Genomic DNA, 19,181 nt, shown 5'->3' with positions numbered 1-19,181 from the left:
CGTACGTTCGATCATGTCGAGCGGGGGCCGGAAGCGGGGAGCCCGCTTCCGGAGAAGGGGAGAACTGTGTCCATCATCGAGACCGACGCCGTACTGCACGAGGCGCACCGGGACAACCACACCCACCGCGACGTGAACGGCGGCTGGCTGCGGCCCGCGGTGTTCGGCGCCATGGACGGCCTCGTCTCGAACCTCGCCCTGATGACCGGGGTCGCCGGTGGAGCCGTCTCCCAGCAGACCCTCGTCATCACGGGCCTCGCCGGTCTGGCCGCGGGCGCGTTCTCGATGGCCGCCGGTGAGTACACCTCCGTCGCCTCGCAACGCGAGCTCGTCGAGGCCGAGCTCGACGTGGAGCGCCGTGAGCTGCGCAAACACCCCAAGGACGAGATGCGGGAGCTCGCCGCGCTCTACGAGTCCCGGGGCGTCGAGCCCACGCTCGCCCAGGAGGTCGCGCGCCAGCTGTCCAGGGACCCGGAACAGGCGCTGGAGATACACGCCCGCGAGGAGCTCGGCATCGACCCGGGCGACCTGCCCTCCCCGCTCGTCGCGGCCGTGTCCTCCTTCGGCGCCTTCGCGCTGGGCGCCCTGCTGCCCGTGCTCCCGTTCCTGCTCGGCGCCACCGCGCTGTGGCCCGCCGTGCTGCTGGCCCTGCTCGGCCTGTTCGGCTGCGGCGCGGTGGTGGCCAGGGTGACGGCGCGCAGCTGGTGGTTCAGCGGACTGCGCCAGCTCCTGCTCGGCGGGGCCGCCGCCGCGATCACGTACGGTCTGGGCAGCCTGTTCGGCGTGGCGGTGGGAAGCTGAGCGGCGTCCCGGACGTTGCACCGGTGTGACATACGTCTTGACGCACGTCACTGGGCGGATGGGGCAGTGCGGCCCTAAAATGAGATCCTATGCGGCGCTACACATAAGTAGCCGTTACCCAGCGGTTTCGATTCCATGACCGCAGGGCAAGAGCCGTAGACACCGCGGGCAACGACGCCTGTGCTCTCCGGTCCCCGCGGGCGGTGCTCCACAAGGAACCGTCCGATCGTGACCCACCTCCACCACGACTCCGTGGTGTCCGCATGCTGGAACGGACTATTCGCTTTTTGAGAAGCGTTCCATCATGTAACCTGCACGAAATTTCGCAGAGGGCCAACGTCGTCCCTCGGCACAGCACATGCCACGACGACGACGGGAGAGCCGATGCGTTCCGACGCCTGGTCGCCCATGGACGGTCGCCCCGCCCAGCAGGGGATGTACGACCCCCGTAACGAGCACGACGCCTGTGGCGTCGGGTTCGTGGCCACTCTGACCGGTGTGGCCAGCCATGAGCTGGTCGAGCAGGCGCTGACCGTACTGCGCAACCTCGAACACCGCGGCGCCACAGGATCCGAGCCCGACTCGGGCGACGGCGCCGGCATCCTGCTTCAGGTCCCGGATGCCTTCCTCCGTGAAGAGGTCACCTTCGACCTCCCCGAGGCGGGCTCCTACGCCGTGGGAATCGCGTTCCTGCCCGCGGAGGACTCCGCCGAGTCCGTCCAGCAGATCGAGAAGATCGCCGTCGAAGAGGGCCTCGACGTCCTCGGCTGGCGCGAGGTCCCGGTCACCCCGGACCTCCTCGGCAACGGCGCCCGCGCCACGATGCCCGAGTTCCGCCAGCTGATCGTCGCCGACGGCACCAGCACCGGTGTCGTCCTCGACCGCAAGGCCTTCGTGCTGCGCAAGCGCGCCGAGCGTGAGGCCGGGGTGTACTTCCCCTCGCTCTCCGCCCGCACGATCGTCTACAAGGGCATGCTCACCACCGGGCAGCTGGAGCCGTTCTTCCCGGACCTCTCCGACCGCCGTTTCGCCACCACGGTCGCCCTGGTCCACTCGCGCTTCTCCACCAACACCTTCCCGAGCTGGCCGCTCGCCCACCCGTACCGCTTCGTCGCGCACAACGGCGAGATCAACACGGTCAAGGGCAACCGCAACTGGATGAAGGCCCGCGAGTCACAGCTCGCCTCCAGCCTCTTCGGTGCCGCGCAGCTCGACCGGATCTTCCCCGTCTGCACCCCGGACGCCTCCGACTCGGCCTCCTTCGACGAGGTCCTGGAGCTGCTCCACCTCGGCGGACGCTCGCTGCCGCACTCGGTGCTGATGATGGTCCCCGAGGCGTGGGAGAACCACGCCTCCATGGAGCCCGCACGGCGCGCGTTCTACCAGTACCACTCCACGCTGATGGAGCCCTGGGACGGCCCGGCCTGCGTCACCTTCACCGACGGCACCCAGGTCGGCGCGGTCCTCGACCGCAACGGCCTGCGCCCCGGCCGCTACTGGGTCACCGACGACGGCCTTGTCGTCCTCTCCTCCGAGGTCGGTGTCCTGGACATCGACCCCGCCAAGGTCGTCCGCAAGGGCCGCCTCCAGCCCGGCAAGATGTTCCTCGTCGACACCGCCGAGCGCCGCATCGTCGAGGACGACGAGATCAAGGCGTCCCTCGCCGCCGAGCAGCCCTACGCCGAGTGGCTGGAAACCGGCGAGATCGAGCTCGAGGACCTCCCCGAGCGCGAGCACGTCGTCCACACCCACGCCTCGGTCACCCGCCGCCAGCAGACCTTCGGCTACACCGAGGAAGAGCTCCGTATCCTCCTCGCCCCGATGGCCCGCACCGCCGGCGAACCGCTGGGCTCCATGGGCACGGACTCGCCGATCGCCGCGCTCTCCGAGCGCCCCCGGCTGCTCTTCGACTACTTCACCCAGCTGTTCGCCCAGGTCACCAACCCGCCGCTGGACGCCATCCGCGAGGAGCTCGTCACCTCGCTGCGCTCCACGCTGGGCCCCCAGGGGAACATCCTGGAGCCGAGCCCGGCCGCGTGTCGCGCCGTCACGCTGCCCTTCCCGGTGATCGACAACGACGAGCTGGCCAAGCTCATACACATCAACGCCGACGGCGACATGCCGGGCATGAAGGCCGCCACCCTGGCCGGTCTCTACCGGGTCAGCGGCGGCGGCGACGCCCTCGCCGCCCGGATCGAGGAGATCTGCACCGAGGTCGACGCCGCCATAGAGGACGGCGCCCGCCTGATCGTCCTGTCCGACCGGCACTCCGACGCCGAGCACGCACCGATCCCCTCGCTGCTGCTCACCTCGGCCGTCCACCACCACCTCATCCGTACCAAGCAGCGCACCCAGGTGGGCCTGCTGGTCGAGGCCGGTGACGTACGCGAGGTCCACCACGTCGCCCTGCTGATCGGCTACGGCGCCGCTGCGGTCAACCCGTACCTCGCGATGGAGTCCGTCGAGGACCTCGTCCGCGCCGGTACGTTCATCGAGGGCATCGAGGCCGAGCAGGCCATCCGCAACCTGATCTACGCCCTCGGCAAGGGCGTCCTGAAGGTCATGTCCAAGATGGGCATCTCGACCGTCGCCTCCTACCGGGGCGCCCAGGTCTTCGAGGCCGTCGGCCTGGACGAGGCCTTCGTCGCGCAGTACTTCAACGGCACCGCCACCAAGATCGGCGGCGCCGGACTCGGCATCGTCGCCAAGGAGGTCGCCGCCCGGCACGCCAAGGCGTACCCCGCCTCCGGCATCTCCGCGTCGCACCGCGCCCTGGAGATCGGCGGCGAGTACCAGTGGCGCCGCGAGGGCGAGCCGCACCTGTTCGACCCGGAGACGGTCTTCCGCCTCCAGCACGCCACCCGCAACCGCCGGTACGACATCTTCAAGAAGTACACCGGCCGGGTCAACGAGCAGTCCGAGCGCCTCATGACGCTCCGCGGCCTCTTCGGCTTCCAGTCGGGCCGCGAGCCGGTCTCCATCGACGAGGTCGAGTCCGTCTCCGACATCGTCAAGCGCTTCTCCACCGGCGCCATGTCGTACGGCTCCATCTCGCAGGAGGCGCACGAGACCCTCGCCATCGCCATGAACCAGCTGGGCGGCAAGTCCAACACCGGTGAGGGCGGCGAGGACGCGGACCGGCTGTACGACCCGGCACGCCGCTCGTCCATCAAGCAGGTCGCCTCCGGCCGCTTCGGCGTGACCAGCGAATACCTGGTCAACGCGGACGACATCCAGATCAAGATGGCGCAGGGCGCCAAGCCCGGCGAGGGCGGCCAGCTGCCCGGCCACAAGGTCTACCCGTGGGTCGCCAAGACCCGGCACTCCACCCCGGGTGTCGGCCTGATCTCGCCCCCGCCGCACCACGACATCTACTCCATCGAGGACCTGGCTCAGCTGATCCACGACCTCAAGAACGCCAACCCGGCGGCCCGCATCCACGTGAAGCTGGTCTCCGAGGTCGGCGTCGGCACGGTCGCGGCCGGTGTGTCCAAGGCCCACGCGGACGTCGTCCTCATCTCCGGCCACGACGGCGGCACGGGCGCCTCCCCGCTCACCTCCCTCAAGCACGCGGGCGGCCCCTGGGAGCTCGGCCTCGCCGAGACCCAGCAGACCCTGCTGCTCAACGGCCTGCGCGACCGCATCGTCGTCCAGACCGACGGCCAGCTCAAGACCGGCCGCGACGTCGTCATCGCCGCACTGCTCGGCGCCGAGGAGTTCGGTTTCGCGACCGCGCCCCTCGTCGTCTCCGGCTGCGTCATGATGCGCGTCTGCCACCTCGACACCTGCCCCGTCGGCATCGCCACCCAGAACCCGGTCCTGCGCGACCGGTTCTCCGGCAAGGCCGAATACATCGTCAACTTCTTCGAGTTCATCGCCGAAGAGGTCCGCGAGATCCTCGCCGAGCTGGGCTTCCGCACGATCGAGGAGGCCGTCGGCCACGCCGAACTCCTCGACACCGACCGGGCCGTCACGCACTGGAAGGCACAGGGCCTCGACCTGGCGCCCCTCTTCTACGTGCCCGAGCTGCCCGAGGGCGCGGTGCGCCACCAGATCGCCGAGCAGGACCACGGCCTGGCCAAGGCACTCGACAACCAGCTGATCAAGCTCGCCGCCGACGCCCTGGGCGCCGACAGCGCCGAGGCCGCCCAGCCGGTCCGCGCCCAGATCGCGATCCGCAACATCAACCGCACCGTCGGCACCATGCTCGGCCACGAGGTGACCAAGAAGTTCGGCGGTGCGGGCCTGCCCGACGACACCATCGACATCACCTTCACGGGCTCCGCAGGCCAGTCCTTCGGAGCGTTCGTCCCGCGCGGTGTGACGCTGCGCCTGGAGGGCGACGCCAACGACTACGTCGGCAAGGGCCTCTCCGGCGGCCGCGTCGTCGTCCGCCCGGACCGCGGCGCCGACCACCTCGCCGAGTACTCCACCATCGCGGGCAACACCATCGCCTACGGTGCGACCGGCGGCGAACTGTTCCTGCGCGGCCGGACCGGCGAACGCTTCTGCGTCCGCAACTCCGGTGCGACCGTCGTCTCCGAAGGCGTGGGCGACCACGGCTGCGAGTACATGACCGGCGGCCACGCCGTCGTACTCGGCGAGACCGGCCGCAACTTCGCGGCAGGCATGTCGGGCGGTGTCGCGTACGTCATCGACCTGGACCCCGACAACGTCAACACCGGCAACCTCGGCGCCGTCTGCACGCTCGACGACACCGACAAGCAGTGGCTGCACGCCGTGGTGCGCCGCCACCAGGAGGAGACCGGTTCCACGGTCGCCGAGAAGCTGCTTGCCGACTGGGACACCGCGGTGGCCCGGTTCAGCAAGATCATCCCGTCCACCTACAAGGCAGTGCTCGCCGCCAAGGACGCCGCTGAGCTCGCCGGTCTCTCCGAGCAGGAGACCACCGAGAAGATGATGGAGGCGGCGACCAATGGCTGACCCCAAGGGCTTCCTGACCACCGGCCGCGAGGTCGCCGAGACCCGCCCCGTCGGCGAGCGCGTCAAGGACTGGAACGAGGTCTACGTTCCGGGCTCGCTGCTCCCGATCATCAGCAAGCAGGCCGGCCGCTGCATGGACTGCGGCATCCCGTTCTGCCACAACGGCTGTCCCCTCGGAAACCTCATCCCCGAGTGGAACGACTTCGCCTACCGCGAGGACTGGTCGGCGGCGTCCGAGCGCCTGCACGCCACGAACAACTTCCCGGAGTTCACCGGGCGGCTGTGCCCCGCTCCCTGCGAGTCGGCGTGCGTGCTCGGCATCAACCAGCCGGCCGTCACCATCAAGAACGTCGAAGTCTCCATCATCGACAAGGCCTGGGACAGCGGCGACGTCACCCCTCAGCCGCCCGAGCGCCTCTCCGGCAAGACCGTCGCCGTCATCGGCTCCGGCCCGGCCGGTCTGGCCGCCGCCCAGCAGCTCACCCGGGCCGGCCACACGGTCGTCGTCTACGAGCGCGCCGACCGCATCGGTGGCCTGCTGCGCTACGGCATCCCCGAGTTCAAGATGGAGAAGTCGCACATCAACCGCCGCATCGAGCAGATGCGCGCGGAGGGAACCAAGTTCCGCACGGAGATCGAGATCGGCCGGGACATCGACGCGGCGAAGCTGCGCCGCCGCTACGACTCGATCGTCATCGCCGCCGGTGCCACCGTCTCCCGCGATCTGCCCGTCCCGGGCCGTGAGCTGAACGGCGTGCACTTCGCGATGGAGTACCTCCCGCTCGCCAACAAGGTGCAGGAGGGCGACCTGACGGTCACCCCGATCACCGCCGAGGGCAAGCACGTCGTCGTCATCGGCGGCGGCGACACCGGTGCCGACTGCGTCGGCACCGCCCACCGGCAGGGCGCGGCCTCCGTCACCCAGCTGGAGATCATGCCTAAGCCGGGCGAGGACCGTAACGCCAACCAGCCCTGGCCGACCTTCCCCATGCTCTACAAGGTCACCTCCGCGCACGAGGAGGGCGGCGAGCGGGTCTACTCCGTCTCCACCACCCACTTCGAGGGCGACGAGGACGGCAACGTCCAGTCCCTGCACCTCATCGAGGTGGAGTTCAAGGACGGCAGGCTGGAGCAGAAGGCCGGCACCGAGCGGGTCATCCCCGCCCAGCTCGTCACCCTGGCCATGGGCTTCACCGGCACCGACCAGGCCAACGGCCTCGTCCAGCAGTTCGGCCTCGGCCTCGACGAGCGCGGCAACATCGCGCGCGACGAGGACTACGCGACCAACGTCGACGGCGTGTACGTCGCCGGTGACGCCGGCCGCGGCCAGTCCCTGATCGTGTGGGCCATCGCCGAGGGCCGCTCCGCGGCACGAGGCGTGGACCGCTTCCTCACCGGGACCAGCGCACTGCCGGCCCCGATCCGCCCGACGGACCGCTCACTGACGGTCTGATCACGGCACACACAGACGTCCCGTACAACGGCGTACGGAACTGAACACGGCGCCCGCCTCGTCCCCGACCGGACCATGGCGGGCGCTGTGGCGCGTCCGGGGCCGGTTCCTCCCGCCGGCGTACGCCGGACCGCCCCGCCACCGGACGGGGCGGAGCCGTACCGCGACGGGCCGTCAGGCGACGCCGGTCAGCGAAGCCGTCCGCAGGGCCACCACCAGCGCCAGCAGGGCGACCAGGACCACTCCGCCGGCCAACTGGGCCCCGGAGGTCCGTAGCTTCGCCGGGGCGTAGGCGAGCCCGTAGGTCACCAGGCCACCGGTCAGGAGACCGCCGAGGTGGCCCTCCCACGAGGTGAACGCGGCGGAGATGACCATCCACAGCAGGAACCCGGCCATGAAGCGGTTGACCGGCCGCATGTCCCGGCCCAGGCGGCGGTTGATGACGTAGAACGAAGCCGCCAGACCGAAGATCGCGCCCGAGGCACCCACCGCCGTCGTCTCCGGCGAGACCAGGTACACGAGCACCGAACCGCCCACCGCCGACAGCAGGTACAGCGCCAGATACCGTGCCCGGCCGAGCTGTCCCTCGACGACCCGGCCCAGATTCCAGAGCGCGAACATGTTGAACACCAGGTGCATCACGCCGAACGAGGCGTCCGGGGGCAGATGCAGGAAGGCCCCCGTCAGCAGCCGGTACCACTCGCCGTCGGCCACCCCGATCAGGTCGAAGCCGGGAACGGACCCGCCCTCGTAGTAGTACTGCCCGCCCTCCGGATCGACCAGCACCGCGCCGAGCATCCCGAACCGTTCCACGGTCTCGGAGCGGACCACCTCGACGACGTACGCGAGGATGTTCAGCACCATCAGCGTGTACGTCACCACCGGCGTCGCGGCCGTCGGCACCGCACCGCCGAACAGCGAGCGGGCCCGGCGGACCGAACGCTGCCCCTCCTTCACGCACTCCACGCAGTGATGACCGACCGCGGCCTCACGCATGCAGTCGGGGCAGATGTACCGGTCGCAGCGCGTGCAGCGCACATACGTCTCGTAGGACGGGTGGCGGTAACACGTGGTGGCGGCGGCCTCCATGGCCGACTCCTTCATTCGTTTGCGGAGCGGAGGGGCCGCTGGGGCGGCGGCGCTCAAGATAGCGAACGCCGGGGGTGACGGGCACACCTGGGTCGGCGGGCCCGTAGTCTCGAAGGTCCCGCCGCCGGAGCCGCGGCAGCCGAAACCCCCTGATCGGAGGCCGACATGGCCGACTCGTCCATCGTCCCGGGGCCGGCCATCAGCCTGAGCAAGGTGCGCGAGCGGGCACCGGCACTGGCCGGCCCGTACGAGAGCGCACGGGTGTCACTGGACAAGCACGGAGCGAGCGGCCTGCGCGCCGCCGTCTACCTTGTTCTCGACTACTCCGGCTCGATGAGGGAGTACTACCGGGACGGCAGCGTCCAGGCGCTGGCCGACCGGGTGCTCGGCCTGTCCGCCCACCTCGACGACGACGGCCGGGTGCCCGTCGTGCTCTTCTCCACGGACGTCGACGCGGTCACCGACATAGCGCTGGACAACCACCACGGCCGGATCGACGCGATCGTGGCGGATCTCGGACACATGGGGAAGACCAGCTACCACCTGGCCATGGACGCCGTCATCGACCACTACCTCGACAGCGGCTCCACCGCGCCCGCCCTCGTCGTCTTCCAGACGGACGGCGGACCGATCAGCAGGCACGCGGCGGAACGCTACCTCTGCAAGGCGGCGAAACTGCCGCTGTTCTGGCAGTTCGTCGGCTTCGGCGACAAGCGGAGCTCGCAGTTCGACTTCCTGCGCAAGCTCGACGAACTGGCCGTACCCGAACGGCGTCCCCTCGACAACGCGGGCTTCTTCCACGCCGGAGCCGACCCCAGGGCCGTCCCGGACTCCGAGCTGTACGACCGGCTGGTCGCCGAACTCCCGCACTGGCTCGCCGAGGCGCGTGCCCAGGGGGTCGTCCGATGACCCTGCGCGTACTGCGGGCGGCCGATCGCACGCCCGTGCCCTGGCACAACGGCGGGGGAGTGACCCGGCAGGTCGCGGCTGCCCCCGAGGACGCGGCTGCCGACACCGCCACCTGGCGGATCAGCCTGGCGGAGGTGTCCTGCGACGGCCCCTTCTCGCTCTTCCCCGGCCTGGACCGCACCCTGACCGTCGTCGAGGGCGAGGGCATGGACCTCGTGGTCGGCGGCGAGCACCACATCGTCGACGAGCCGTTGTGGCCGCACGACTTCCCCGGCGACCTGCCGACCGACGGCCGGCTCCTCGCCGGCCCGGTCGTCAACCTCAACGTGATGTACCGCAGGGACCGTCCAGCGGCGTCGACCGCCGTCGTACGCGGCACCGTCCGGCTGATCCCGCCCGACGGCGGCGCGGTCGTGGCCGTGGCGCTGGAGGACGGTGCGGTGCTGGAGGGCGCCACGGACGTCGAACTGGCCCGCTACGACGCGGTGCTGGCCGTCGGCGAGTCACCGGGCGTGCTGCGGACGTGCGGTTACGCGGTGGTCGTCACCCTGCCGGGGGTGTGAGGCGGCCGCACGGGAGGGCCGTCACGCACCGGGCACCCAGTAGCGGTGCACGGGGGAGACGGCCGGAGGCCCGGAGGCCGGGGGCAGACCCTGCTTCTCGGCGATCGGCATGATCAGCGTGCCGAACTTCTCCATGGCCTCCTCGGACTCCCAGAGGTCGTAGATCTCCAGGCCCGCATCGGTCGGCACACACACGTGCGAGAGGCATCCGGCGAACGTGTCACCGGGGAGCGCCTGCAGTTCCGCGTTGAGCGCGTCGTACTGCTCGGGCGTGGTGCCGGGCAGTACGGCCTTCATGAAGACCGCCATCTCACTCACCTCGGGTGGACCGGGGGCCCTCCCCGCCGCCGGGCGACGACGCACCCCTTCCAGCACACCACGACCGCACCGGGGCGGCATCCGTTCCGGTGACGTCCGGAGAGTCCCGGGAATCCCGACAGGGGATGTCGGGATCACAGGATTCGATGGACCCATGACATCGAGTTCGTGGCAGGACTTCCGGACGGCCGAGCCGGCCTTCGCCGACACCGTCCGGAAGCGGTTCCAGCAGTACAAGCACCATGTCCTGGCCACCCTCCGCAAGGACGGGTCGCCCCGGGTGACCGGGCTGGAGGTGGAGTTCCGGCTGGACGAGATGTGGCTCGGCATGATGCCGAACTCCCGCAAAGCACTGGACCTGCGGCGAGACCCCCGCTTCGCCGTCCAGGCCAACCCGGGACCCGACGCGGAGATGGCCGACGGCGACGTCCGGATCTCCGGCCGGGCGGTGGAGATCACCGACCCGGCCGTGCTCGCCGGCTTCGTCGAGGCGGTGACGCCGCCGGAACCCTTCCTCCTCTTCCGCGCCGAACCGCACGAGGTGGTCCGCACCGGGATCGACGGGGACGACCTCGTCGTCCAGGTCTGGCGGGCCGGCGCCCCGCTGCGCACCCTGCGCAGGGGCAACGACGACAGCCCGCCCCACGAGACGTGAGCCGATTCGCCGGCTCTCGTCCCGGGCATGACCTGAACCACCGCCCCGGCGTGACCTGACCGGTGCGGGGCCTCCGTCCGACCGGCTCCGGGCCGGTCGGACAATGGGCGGGTGCCCAACAAGAAGAAGTCCCCGGCGACCTCCTCACCGGAGCGCCGCGGCGAACTGCTCTCCATCGCCGCAGAGGTCTTCGCCGCACACGGATACGACGCCACCACCGTCCGCAGGATCGCGGACGAGGCCGGGATGCTCGCCGGCAGCCTCTACCACCACTTCGATTCGAAGGAATCGATGGTCGACGAGATCCTCTCCACCTTCCTGGCCGGGCTCCGGGCCGCGTACGACGGGGTGCTCGGCCCCGGCACCGGCCCGGATCCCGGCCCCGGGGAGACGATCGAGGCGCTGGTCACCGAATCGTTCCGGCAGATCGACCGGAACCGTGCCGCCGCCGCCATCTACCGGAAGGAGGCCGAGCACCTCTCCGCCCGGCCCGGCTTCGAGTACCTCGCCGACGCGCGGGCGGCCTTCGAGGAACCCTGGCTCCGCGCGCTGGAGCGGGGCGTCGCCGACGGCTCCTTCCGCGCGGATCTGGACGTCCCCATCACGGCCCGCCTCCTCCGGGACGCCGTCTGGGGCGCCGCCTCCTGGTACCGGCCCGGCGCCGGTCAGGACCCCGAGGAGCCGGCCCGCCGGTGCCTGTCCCTGATAAAGGACGGCATTACGTCGCGTACATGATGATTCCGGCCGCAGGCGCCGGTGGGAAGGTACCCGACCGGGGCAACGCGCACCGGGAACCTTGTGAGTCGGTCCGCCCGGTGCGTGCCCGCCGGGAGTGCGTGGACGTGGCGTTCGGGTGAATGTCCCTCCGGCCGGCCGGACCCGTGGACCCGGAGGTTCCGTTCCCCGCCGGAGGGCTCACAGCCCTTGGGAGAACAGTGCGGGAAGCATCCGGGAACGATTCCGGAACCCTCCGCCAACGGCCTCGAAGACCGCCCTGGTCAGCGAACCCTTCCGCGTGGCGGGCCGGCGGGACCTGCCGCTCGGCGACAGAACGTGCTACGGTTGCCCAGTTGCAGTTTTGGTACCCATGAACTTTATGTGCGCCTGACGGGAACCCTCCTCAGGCGCTTTATTGTTTTCCGGCTTTCTCCGGATGGGGCTCAATGCGGCGACTTGGAATTCGTAAAGTGCGGATTTCCGGCACTGCACCTCTTTTAGGAGAATGACATGGCTACTGGAACCGTGAAGTGGTTCAACTCGGAAAAGGGCTTCGGCTTCATCGAGCAGGACGGCGGCGGCGCCGACGTCTTCGCCCACTACTCGAACATCGCCACCCAGGGCTTCCGTGAGCTCCAGGAGGGCCAGAAGGTCTCCTTCGACGTCACGCAGGGCCAGAAGGGCCCGCAGGCGGAGAACATCGTCCCGGCCTAATTGCCGGACGCGTACCTCGCAGCCGGGGCCCGCACCGTGAAGGTGCGGGCCCCGGTTTGTGCTGTTTCCGGCTCATACCGTCCCCGGGCCGCTCCGTGTCCGGGACACCTGCTCTGTGCTTGCATCCTGGGGCGCACATCAAGCAGTCCACAGCAGTCGGCAGTAACCCCAGGAATCCCCCAGGAGGGCAATTCCGTATGACCCGCTCCGAACGCCAGGACCGACCCACCCGCAGCCGCCCGATAAAGGGGCGCGGCGCGGACAGGCCGCAGGCGAACACCCGAGGCGCCGGCAAGGCGCCGGCCCGTCGCAGGCCCGCACCGGCACAGGGCGGCGAATTCGCCCTGCCGGAGACCATGACCCCCGCACTGCCCGCCGTCGAGGCGTTCGCCGAGCTGGACATGCCCGCCGCGCTGCTGAAGACCCTCACCGCCCAGGGTGTGACCGACCCGTTCCCCATCCAGGGCGCCACCCTGCCGAACTCGCTGGCCGGCCGGGACATCCTCGGCCGCGGCCGTACCGGCTCCGGCAAGACCCTGGCCTTCGGCCTGGCCCTGCTCGCGCGCACCGCCGGACGCCGCTCCGAGCCGCACGCCCCGCTGGCCCTCGTCCTCGTCCCGACCCGTGAGCTCGCCCAGCAGGTGACCGACGCGCTGACCCCGTACGCGACGTCCGTGAACCTCCGCGTGGCCACGGTCGTCGGCGGCATGTCGATCAGCCGGCAGTCCGGCGCGCTGCGCCGCGGCGCCGAGGTGCTCGTCGCCACGCCGGGACGGCTCAAGGACCTCATCGAGCGCGGCGACTGCCGCCTCGACGAGGTCGCCATCACCGTCCTCGACGAGGCCGACCAGATGGCCGACATGGGCTTCATGCCGCAGGTCGTCGCGCTGCTCAAGCAGGTCGAGCCGGACGGACAGCGGATGCTGTTCTCCGCGACCCTGGACAAGAACATCGACCGGCTGGTCAAGATGTTCCTCACCGACCCGGTCGTGCACTCCGTCGACCCGTCCGCCGGAGCGGTCACCACGATGGAGCACCACGTGCTCCACGTCCTGGACGAGACGGACAAGAAGGCCGTCGCCACGAAGATCGCCGCCCGTGAGGGCCGGGTCATCATGTTCGTCGACACCAAGCGTGCCGCCGACCGCTTCGCCAAGCGGCTCCTCGCCAGCGGTGTACGGGCCGCGGCCCTGCACGGCGGCCGGTCCCAGCCGCAGCGCAACCGGACGCTGGACCAGTTCAAGAACGGGCAGGTCACCGCGCTCGTCGCGACGAACGTGGCGGCCCGTGGCATCCACATCGACGACCTGGACCTGGTCGTCAACGTGGACCCGCCCACCGACCACAAGGACTACCTCCACCGCGGCGGGCGCACGGCGCGCGCCGGGGAGTCCGGCAGCGTCGTCACGCTGGTGCTGCCCGAGGAGAAGCGGGACATGACCCGGCTGATGTCGGACGCGGGTATCGCGCCGCACACCACCCGGATCAAGTCCAGCGACGAGGAGCTCAGCCGGATCACGGGTGCCCGTGAGCCGTCCGGTGTCGCGATCGTCATCGAGGTTCCGCAGCCGACGCAGCCCAAGCCGCGTACGCGCGGCACCGGCTCGGGCTCGGCGGCGGGCGGAGCCTTCCGCTCGGGCAGCCGGGGCCGCGGCCGTCGCAGCGGTACGGGCGCGGGCACGGGTGCCGCGCAGGGCGGCGGCGGTGCGGCGCGCGGTGGTGCGGGCGGCGGTGCGGGTGGCGGTGCGGCGCGCGGTGGTGCGGGTGGCGGTGCTGCGCGCGGTGGTGCGGGCGGCGGCGCACGCGGTGGTGCCGGTGGCGCGGGCGGTTCTGCCCGTGGCGCCGGAGCCGGCCGGGCCGGTGGCGCCGGGCGGGGACGCCGGGCCGCGTAACGCGGAACTCCCGGGCACGGGGACCGGCTTCGGCCGGTCGCCGTGCCCGTTTGCATACCCGCTGTCATGTCCGGGCCCTGACGCTGCCCGTGCCCCGGCGCCGGGCTGCTCCGTGCCCCGCCCAGGTCCGTCTCCTCAGCCCGCAGGGCCGCCGGTCAGGCCGTACGGCTCCTCCGGCAGGTCGGCCGGTTCCTCGTACCGGCCGAGCGCCCCTTCCGCGGAGGCGACGACCACCGCGTCCACGGCCCCGCGCGCCAGCTCCCGCAGCAGGGGCACCGCACGCCCCGCGAACGGCCGCGCACCGGAACCGAATCCGAGCCGCGCCAGCACCTGCGCCCCGAACGCCTGCCGCAGCGGATCGCCGCTCGCCGTCCAGGCGGCCGCCGCCTGGAACGTCTCCTCGTCGCCGCGCAGCCACAACGCCCCGACGGACTCCTGCCAGTTGTCCAGCTCGGGGTCCCCGTACCGCAGTGCCCTGGCTGCCAGCTCCTCGTAGGAGGCCCGCAGCCCCAGCGCGTGTTCCAGCATCGTCGCGACCGCGCCGTGCCCCGTCTGCCGGTCCTGCCCCGCGAACGGCTCGCCGTCCCGCAGCAGTTCGACGGTGACGGTCACCCCGCCGTCCACGGCCGTACGGCGCACCGTGGTCCCGTGACGCGCGTCGTCCCCGTACAGCTCGGACAAGGCGTCCCGCAGATCCTGTTCCACGTCGAGTGCCAGCATGCGCCGGGCCTCCTCCAGCGCCGGGGCCAGGTCCGGGGCGCCGTGCCGGAGCAGGGCCCGTACGGTGAGCGCCGAACCCCGCCGGGCCGAGACGACCAGCGGGGGTTCGCCCTGCGGGCCGGGCAGGCCGGGGTCCGCGCCGTGGCCGAGCAGCAGCTCGGCGACCCGCGCGTGGCCCAGACCGGCCGCCCAGCGCAGTGCGGTGAAGCCGAATTCCTCGCGCAGGTCCGGCCACGCCCCGGCCGCCAGCAGCGCCTCGACGACCTCGGTGTGCCCGCCGCACGCCGCCCCGCACAGCGGCAGGTCACCGGCCCCCGGGCCGCTCGCCCGGTTCGGGTCCGCGCCCACGGCCAGCAGCAGCCGGACCGCACCCGGCAGGTCCTGCACCGACGCCAGGTACAGCGCGGTCGTGCCGTCCTCGTCGGTCGCCTCGGCGGACGCACCCGCGCGGAGCGCCCGTACGACGACGTCGTCACCCTCGTACAACGCCTCGAAGAGGCTGCTCGGGTCACCGGCCGGATCGTTCATCATGCACCGACCCTACGGCGGCCCCTGCCCGTGACCACGAATCAGGTGTCGCACTCCAGGACCGTGCGGCACAGCCCGCACCGGACGCGGACCCGGCCCCGGACCGGGACACGGATGCGCTGGTGACAGGTGGGACAGGGGAAGGAGACCCGGAGTCCGGCGGACCCGTTCTCGAAGGCGTAGGGCACGGAGGGGTCCTGGCCCGCCGCCTGGCGTTCCCCGGCCTGGCGCCGGTCCTTGGCGTAGCGGCGGCGGCCCGCCCAGCCCGCCGAGGCCAGCGGCGGCCGGTGACGGTCGTACCGGGCACGGTCCCGGCCCTTCGTGTACGCCGTGTAGGCCTGCGGGCTGGTGAACCACACGGACGGGTCCTCGTCGAAGACGAGCGCGCGCTCGGCGAGGACGTACCCGAACTCCTCGGGCGTGAGATAGCCGAGCTTCTGGCTGGAGGTCGCGTCCTCACGGAAGGCGTCCAGCAGGAGCCAGCCCGCGCCGAGATAGGCGGTCACCGTGTCGGTGAGGATCTCGTTGTCACGGGTGCCGGGGAACTCCAGCCCCAGCCGGTGCAGCAGGACATGGGTGATCTCGTGCGCCAGCGCCGCCCCGATGTCCCTGCGGTGCGTGCGGAACCGGTCGTTGAGCTCGATGAAGTACTCCGGGCCCGCCGTGAGTTCGACACTCGCGGCGTGCTCCATCGGCCGGAAGGCGACGATGACCCGGGCCTCCGGCAGGTGCAGGTGCTGCACCAGGGCGTGCGCCACCCGCTGGGCGCCGAGGTGCAGGTCGTCCCCGTCGGAGAAGGCCGCGTCGGCCGGGGCGAGGCTGGTGGCGTACCTGTGCACACCGTCGGGGGAGATCCGCCCGTAGAGCGCGGTGATCGCGGACCTGACGGTGCCGAGGTGCGGGAATCCGTGGACGACCGGACCGCCGCCGGTGCCGCTCCTGCTGTCGGTCACGTCCCAACTCCCCGTCGATCGTGCTCAACGGACCTCACTCTAGGCGGACGCGTGGGGGAGCGGACCGGTTGACCGGCTGGTGATCTTGGCCGGAATCCCTGTCTTGTGGCAGCGGTGATCGTCTCCCGATAATCGGATCGGTCTTGTCGGGAGCATGCCGAGAAATTGGCCGGCTGTGCCCCTGACCTGGACCTGCACGCCCGCACGCCTGCACCCGCACCCCCACCGAACCCCCCACCGAAAGCAGGCAGTCCCTTGAAGCAGCTTCTGCGCACCCTCAAAAGATGTTCCGTCGTCGCCGCGGTGGTCCTCGCCGGCCTCAGCCTCCAGCCCAGCGCCTCCGCGGCCCCCGCCCCCGTCGTCGGCGGTACCCGCGCCGCCCAGGGCGAATTCCCCTTCATGGTCCGGCTCTCCATGGGCTGCGGCGGCGCGCTCTACGCCCAGAACATCGTGCTGACCGCCGCGCACTGCGTGAACGGCTCCGGCAACAACACCTCGATCACCGCCACCGGTGGCGTCGTCGACCTTCAGTCCTCCAGTGCCGTCAAGGTCAAGTCCACCAAGGTTCTCCAGGCCCCCGGCTACAACGGCAAGGGCAAGGACTGGGCGCTCATCAAGCTCGCCCAGCCCATCAACCAGCCCACCCTGAAGATCGCCACCACCACCGCGTACAACACCGGCACCTTCACCGTCGCCGGCTGGGGTGCGGCCACCGAGGGCGGCGCCCAGCAGCGCTACCTCCTCAAGGCGAGCGTGCCCTACGTCTCCGACACCGTCTGCGGCCAGGCCTACGGCAGCGACCTCGTCCCCGCCGAGGAACTCTGCGCCGGCTATGTGAGCACCGGCGGCGTGGACACCTGCCAGGGTGACTCCGGCGGCCCCATGTTCCGCAAGGACAACGCCGGAGCCTGGATCCAGGTCGGCATCGTCAGCTGGGGCGAGGGCTGCGCACGCGCAGGCTACCCCGGTGTGTACACCGAGGTGTCGACCTTCGCCTCGGCCATCGCGGCAGCGGCCTCGACCCTCTGACCCGACTCACACCCGAGCATCCCCGGGGGCGCCCTTCCTGACGGGCGCCCCCGGGCCCACCTCCACCAACGGGGCCCCGGCCTCCTCCAGCTCCAGCACCCACACCTCGTTGGAACCCTCGCGGAGGACCGGCCCCGGGACGTACAGCGTGCGCTGCGGCCCCGCCGACCAGTAGCGGCCCAGGCAGAAGCCGTTCACCCAGACGAACCCACGGGTCCAGCCCGGCAGTTCCAGACCCGCGTGACCGGTCCCCGCCGCACCGCTCACCTCGAAGAACCCCCGGAACAGGCCCGTACGCCCCGCCTCCGCCGTACCCCCGAAGCGGACCCGCACCATCGCCCCGGGCTCCTCGAAGACATCCAGCCGCAACGCCCGCGCCCGGACCCCGTGCAGGAACTGCCGCTCGTGCAGCACCCCGCCCGTGACGCCCTTCGGCTCACCCAGCCGCGGCCCGTAGTTGACCCGGCCCAGCGACTCCACCCACAGCTCCACCTGCGCGGGACCCGCGACCGGCTCCTCCAGGGTGTCGTCCTCCTCCGTGAGCACCCCCGCCCGGACCCCGTCCACGTACACCACCGCCCGGTCCCGCAGCCCCGCCGCACGCAGCGGATACGGCTGCCGCGGCCCGGGGACGTCCACCCGGTAGCGCACCAGGCCCCGGTCGACGCCCAGCTCCTCGAACGTCGGCGGAACACCGCACTCCGGCCCCTCCGGATCGCCCAGCGCCTCCAGCACCCCGGCCAGCGGCGCCCCCTGCGTCAACGCGACCCGCACGGGCCGCGCCAGCCCCACGGGCTCCGGAGGCAGCGGCGGCAGCGGACCCTCGGCGTACTCGGCCAGCACCTTCCGCAGCTGCCAGAACTTCTCCGTGGGCCGCCCGTACTCGTCGACCGGCGCGTCGTAGTCGTACGACGTCACCGTCGCCGCCAACGCGCCCTCCTGCAGCGGACCGGAACGGTTGGCCCCCGCCCAGCCCGCGAAATTCGTCCCCCCGTGCGCCATGTACACGTTGACGGAGGCCCCGCACTCCAGGATCTCGCGCAGCGCGGCCGCAGTCTCCGCCGGATCCCGCACGACGGGCTCGGCACCCCAGTGCCCGAACCAGCCGCACCAGAACTCCATGCACATCAGCGGCCCCCGCGGCCGGTGCCTGCGCAGCACCCCGAACGCCTCACGCGCCCCCGAACCGAAATTCGCCGTCGCCGCCAGACCGGGCATCGAACCGCCCGTCAGCATGTGGTCCTCGGGCCCGTCGGACGTGAACAGCGGAACCGTCACCCCGCACCGGCGCAACACCCCCGCCAGTTCCTCCAGATGGACCCGGTCCGAGCCGTAACTCCCGTACTCGTTCTCCACCTGCACCATGATCACCGGACCGCCCCGGTTGATCTGGCGCTGCACCACCTGAGGCAGCAGCTCCCCGAACCAGCGCTCCACCGCCGCCGTGTACCCCGCGTCCCGGGTCCGCACCCGCCGGCCGAAACGGCCCGTCACCCAGGACGGCAGCCCGCCGTTCTCCCACTCGGCGCAGATGTACGGCCCGGGACGCACGATCGCCATCAGCCCCGCCCGGTGCGCCGCGTCCAGGAACCGGCCGAGCGCCCCCACGTCCCGGAAACGCCCCTGCCGCGGCTCGTGGAGATTCCACGGGACGTACGTCTCCACACAGTTGAGGCCCATCGCACGCAGCATCGACAGCCGGTGCCCCCACTGGTCCTCATGCACCCGGAAGTAGTGCAGCGCCCCCGACAGCAGCCGTACGGGCTCCCCGTTCAGCCGGAAGTGGTCGTCCCCCACGGTGAAGTCAGTCATCGTGCTCGTACGCTCCTGTGTGCGATCCTCGCCGGCCATCAGCATCGCTTCCGGTGCCCGGCCGGTCCATGGAGAAAGATCACC

Annotated in this window: 15 protein-coding genes; 10 read left to right on the top strand and 5 right to left on the bottom strand. The window is 71.2% G+C overall.

The features are described 5' to 3' along the window. Positions 1-66 precede the first annotated feature (66 nt). The 3 genes from OG524_RS09225 (at position 67) to OG524_RS09215 (ending at position 7,198) form a co-directional block, all read left to right on the top strand. On the top strand, positions 67-801 hold the full coding sequence (locus OG524_RS09225) for a VIT1/CCC1 transporter family protein (RefSeq protein WP_405391427.1): 735 nt from the start codon (positions 67-69) through the stop codon (positions 799-801). Between the two features lie 384 nt (positions 802-1,185). After that, entirely contained in the window at positions 1,186-5,745 is a 4,560-nt protein-coding gene (gene gltB / locus OG524_RS09220; protein ID WP_405809777.1) for a glutamate synthase large subunit, read from the top strand. Next, entirely contained in the window at positions 5,738-7,198 is a 1,461-nt protein-coding gene (locus OG524_RS09215; protein ID WP_405391429.1) for a glutamate synthase subunit beta, read from the top strand. The genes gltB and OG524_RS09215 overlap by 8 nt, the downstream gene beginning before the upstream one ends. A 174-nt stretch (positions 7,199-7,372) precedes the next feature. On the opposite strand, the gene OG524_RS09210 is transcribed toward OG524_RS09215, so the two are convergent. Next, positions 7,373-8,287, bottom strand: a complete 915-nt coding sequence (locus OG524_RS09210; RefSeq protein ID WP_405391430.1) for a rhomboid family intramembrane serine protease — start codon at positions 8,285-8,287, stop codon at positions 7,373-7,375. A 165-nt stretch (positions 8,288-8,452) separates the two neighbouring features. On the opposite strand from OG524_RS09210, the gene OG524_RS09205 reads away from it, so the two are divergent. Beyond that, positions 8,453-9,196 carry a VWA domain-containing protein gene (locus OG524_RS09205; protein WP_405391431.1) on the top strand — a complete coding sequence of 248 codons (744 nt, stop codon included), beginning with the start codon at positions 8,453-8,455 and terminating at the stop codon, positions 9,194-9,196. Continuing rightward, positions 9,193-9,759 carry a HutD family protein gene (locus OG524_RS09200; protein ID WP_405391432.1) on the top strand — a complete coding sequence of 189 codons (567 nt, stop codon included), beginning with the start codon at positions 9,193-9,195 and terminating at the stop codon, positions 9,757-9,759. Before OG524_RS09205 ends, OG524_RS09200 begins: the two co-directional genes overlap by 4 nt. 21 nt (positions 9,760-9,780) lie before the next feature. On the opposite strand, the gene OG524_RS09195 is transcribed toward OG524_RS09200, so the two are convergent. After that, positions 9,781-10,068, bottom strand: coding sequence for a hypothetical protein (locus tag OG524_RS09195; RefSeq protein ID WP_405809775.1), 288 nt, complete (start codon positions 10,066-10,068; stop codon positions 9,781-9,783). Between the two features lie 163 nt (positions 10,069-10,231). On the opposite strand from OG524_RS09195, the gene OG524_RS09190 reads away from it, so the two are divergent. The 4 genes from OG524_RS09190 to OG524_RS09175 all read left to right on the top strand — a co-directional run bounded on the left by OG524_RS09190 (position 10,232) and on the right by OG524_RS09175 (position 14,055). Beyond that, the gene (locus OG524_RS09190; protein WP_405391434.1) at positions 10,232-10,732 is read left to right on the top strand and encodes a pyridoxamine 5'-phosphate oxidase family protein; all 501 of its coding nucleotides are present in this window, start codon (positions 10,232-10,234) and stop codon (positions 10,730-10,732) included. A gap of 111 nt (positions 10,733-10,843) precedes the next feature. Continuing rightward, positions 10,844-11,467 carry a TetR/AcrR family transcriptional regulator gene (locus OG524_RS09185; RefSeq protein ID WP_405391435.1) on the top strand — a complete coding sequence of 208 codons (624 nt, stop codon included), beginning with the start codon at positions 10,844-10,846 and terminating at the stop codon, positions 11,465-11,467. A 492-nt stretch (positions 11,468-11,959) separates the two neighbouring features. Next, positions 11,960-12,163, top strand: a complete 204-nt coding sequence (locus tag OG524_RS09180; RefSeq protein ID WP_015607926.1) for a cold-shock protein — start codon at positions 11,960-11,962, stop codon at positions 12,161-12,163. A gap of 197 nt (positions 12,164-12,360) precedes the next feature. Beyond that, positions 12,361-14,055 (top strand): DEAD/DEAH box helicase, encoded by a 1,695-nt coding sequence (locus tag OG524_RS09175; protein ID WP_405809773.1) that lies wholly within the window; start codon positions 12,361-12,363, stop codon positions 14,053-14,055. Between the two features lie 135 nt (positions 14,056-14,190). Here OG524_RS09175 and OG524_RS09170 read toward each other — a convergent pair whose 3' ends face one another. Together OG524_RS09170 and OG524_RS09165 are read right to left on the bottom strand one after the other, a co-directional pair. Beyond that, a complete protein-coding gene (locus tag OG524_RS09170; protein WP_405809771.1) occupies positions 14,191-15,306 on the bottom strand; it encodes an ankyrin repeat domain-containing protein in 1,116 nt (371 codons plus the stop codon). A gap of 38 nt (positions 15,307-15,344) precedes the next feature. Beyond that, a complete protein-coding gene (locus tag OG524_RS09165; protein WP_405391439.1) occupies positions 15,345-16,256 on the bottom strand; it encodes a hypothetical protein in 912 nt (303 codons plus the stop codon). A 255-nt stretch (positions 16,257-16,511) separates the two neighbouring features. Between OG524_RS09165 and OG524_RS09160 the strand changes: the two genes are divergently transcribed. Next, complete coding sequence (locus OG524_RS09160; protein WP_405391440.1) at positions 16,512-17,285, top strand: S1 family peptidase; 774 nt, start codon at positions 16,512-16,514, stop codon at positions 17,283-17,285. Between the two features lie 6 nt (positions 17,286-17,291). Here the strand turns inward: OG524_RS09160 and OG524_RS09155 are convergent, their stop codons facing one another. Beyond that, positions 17,292-19,097 (bottom strand): glycoside hydrolase family 35 protein, encoded by a 1,806-nt coding sequence (locus OG524_RS09155; protein WP_405391441.1) that lies wholly within the window; start codon positions 19,095-19,097, stop codon positions 17,292-17,294. Positions 19,098-19,181: the final 84 nt, after the last annotated feature.

The sequence above is a fragment of the Streptomyces sp. NBC_01520 genome (genome assembly GCF_045040375.1).
In the GTDB taxonomy this organism is placed as follows: Bacteria; Actinomycetota; Actinomycetes; order Streptomycetales; family Streptomycetaceae; genus Streptomyces.
This window is presented reverse-complemented; position numbering and strand designations above follow the sequence as displayed.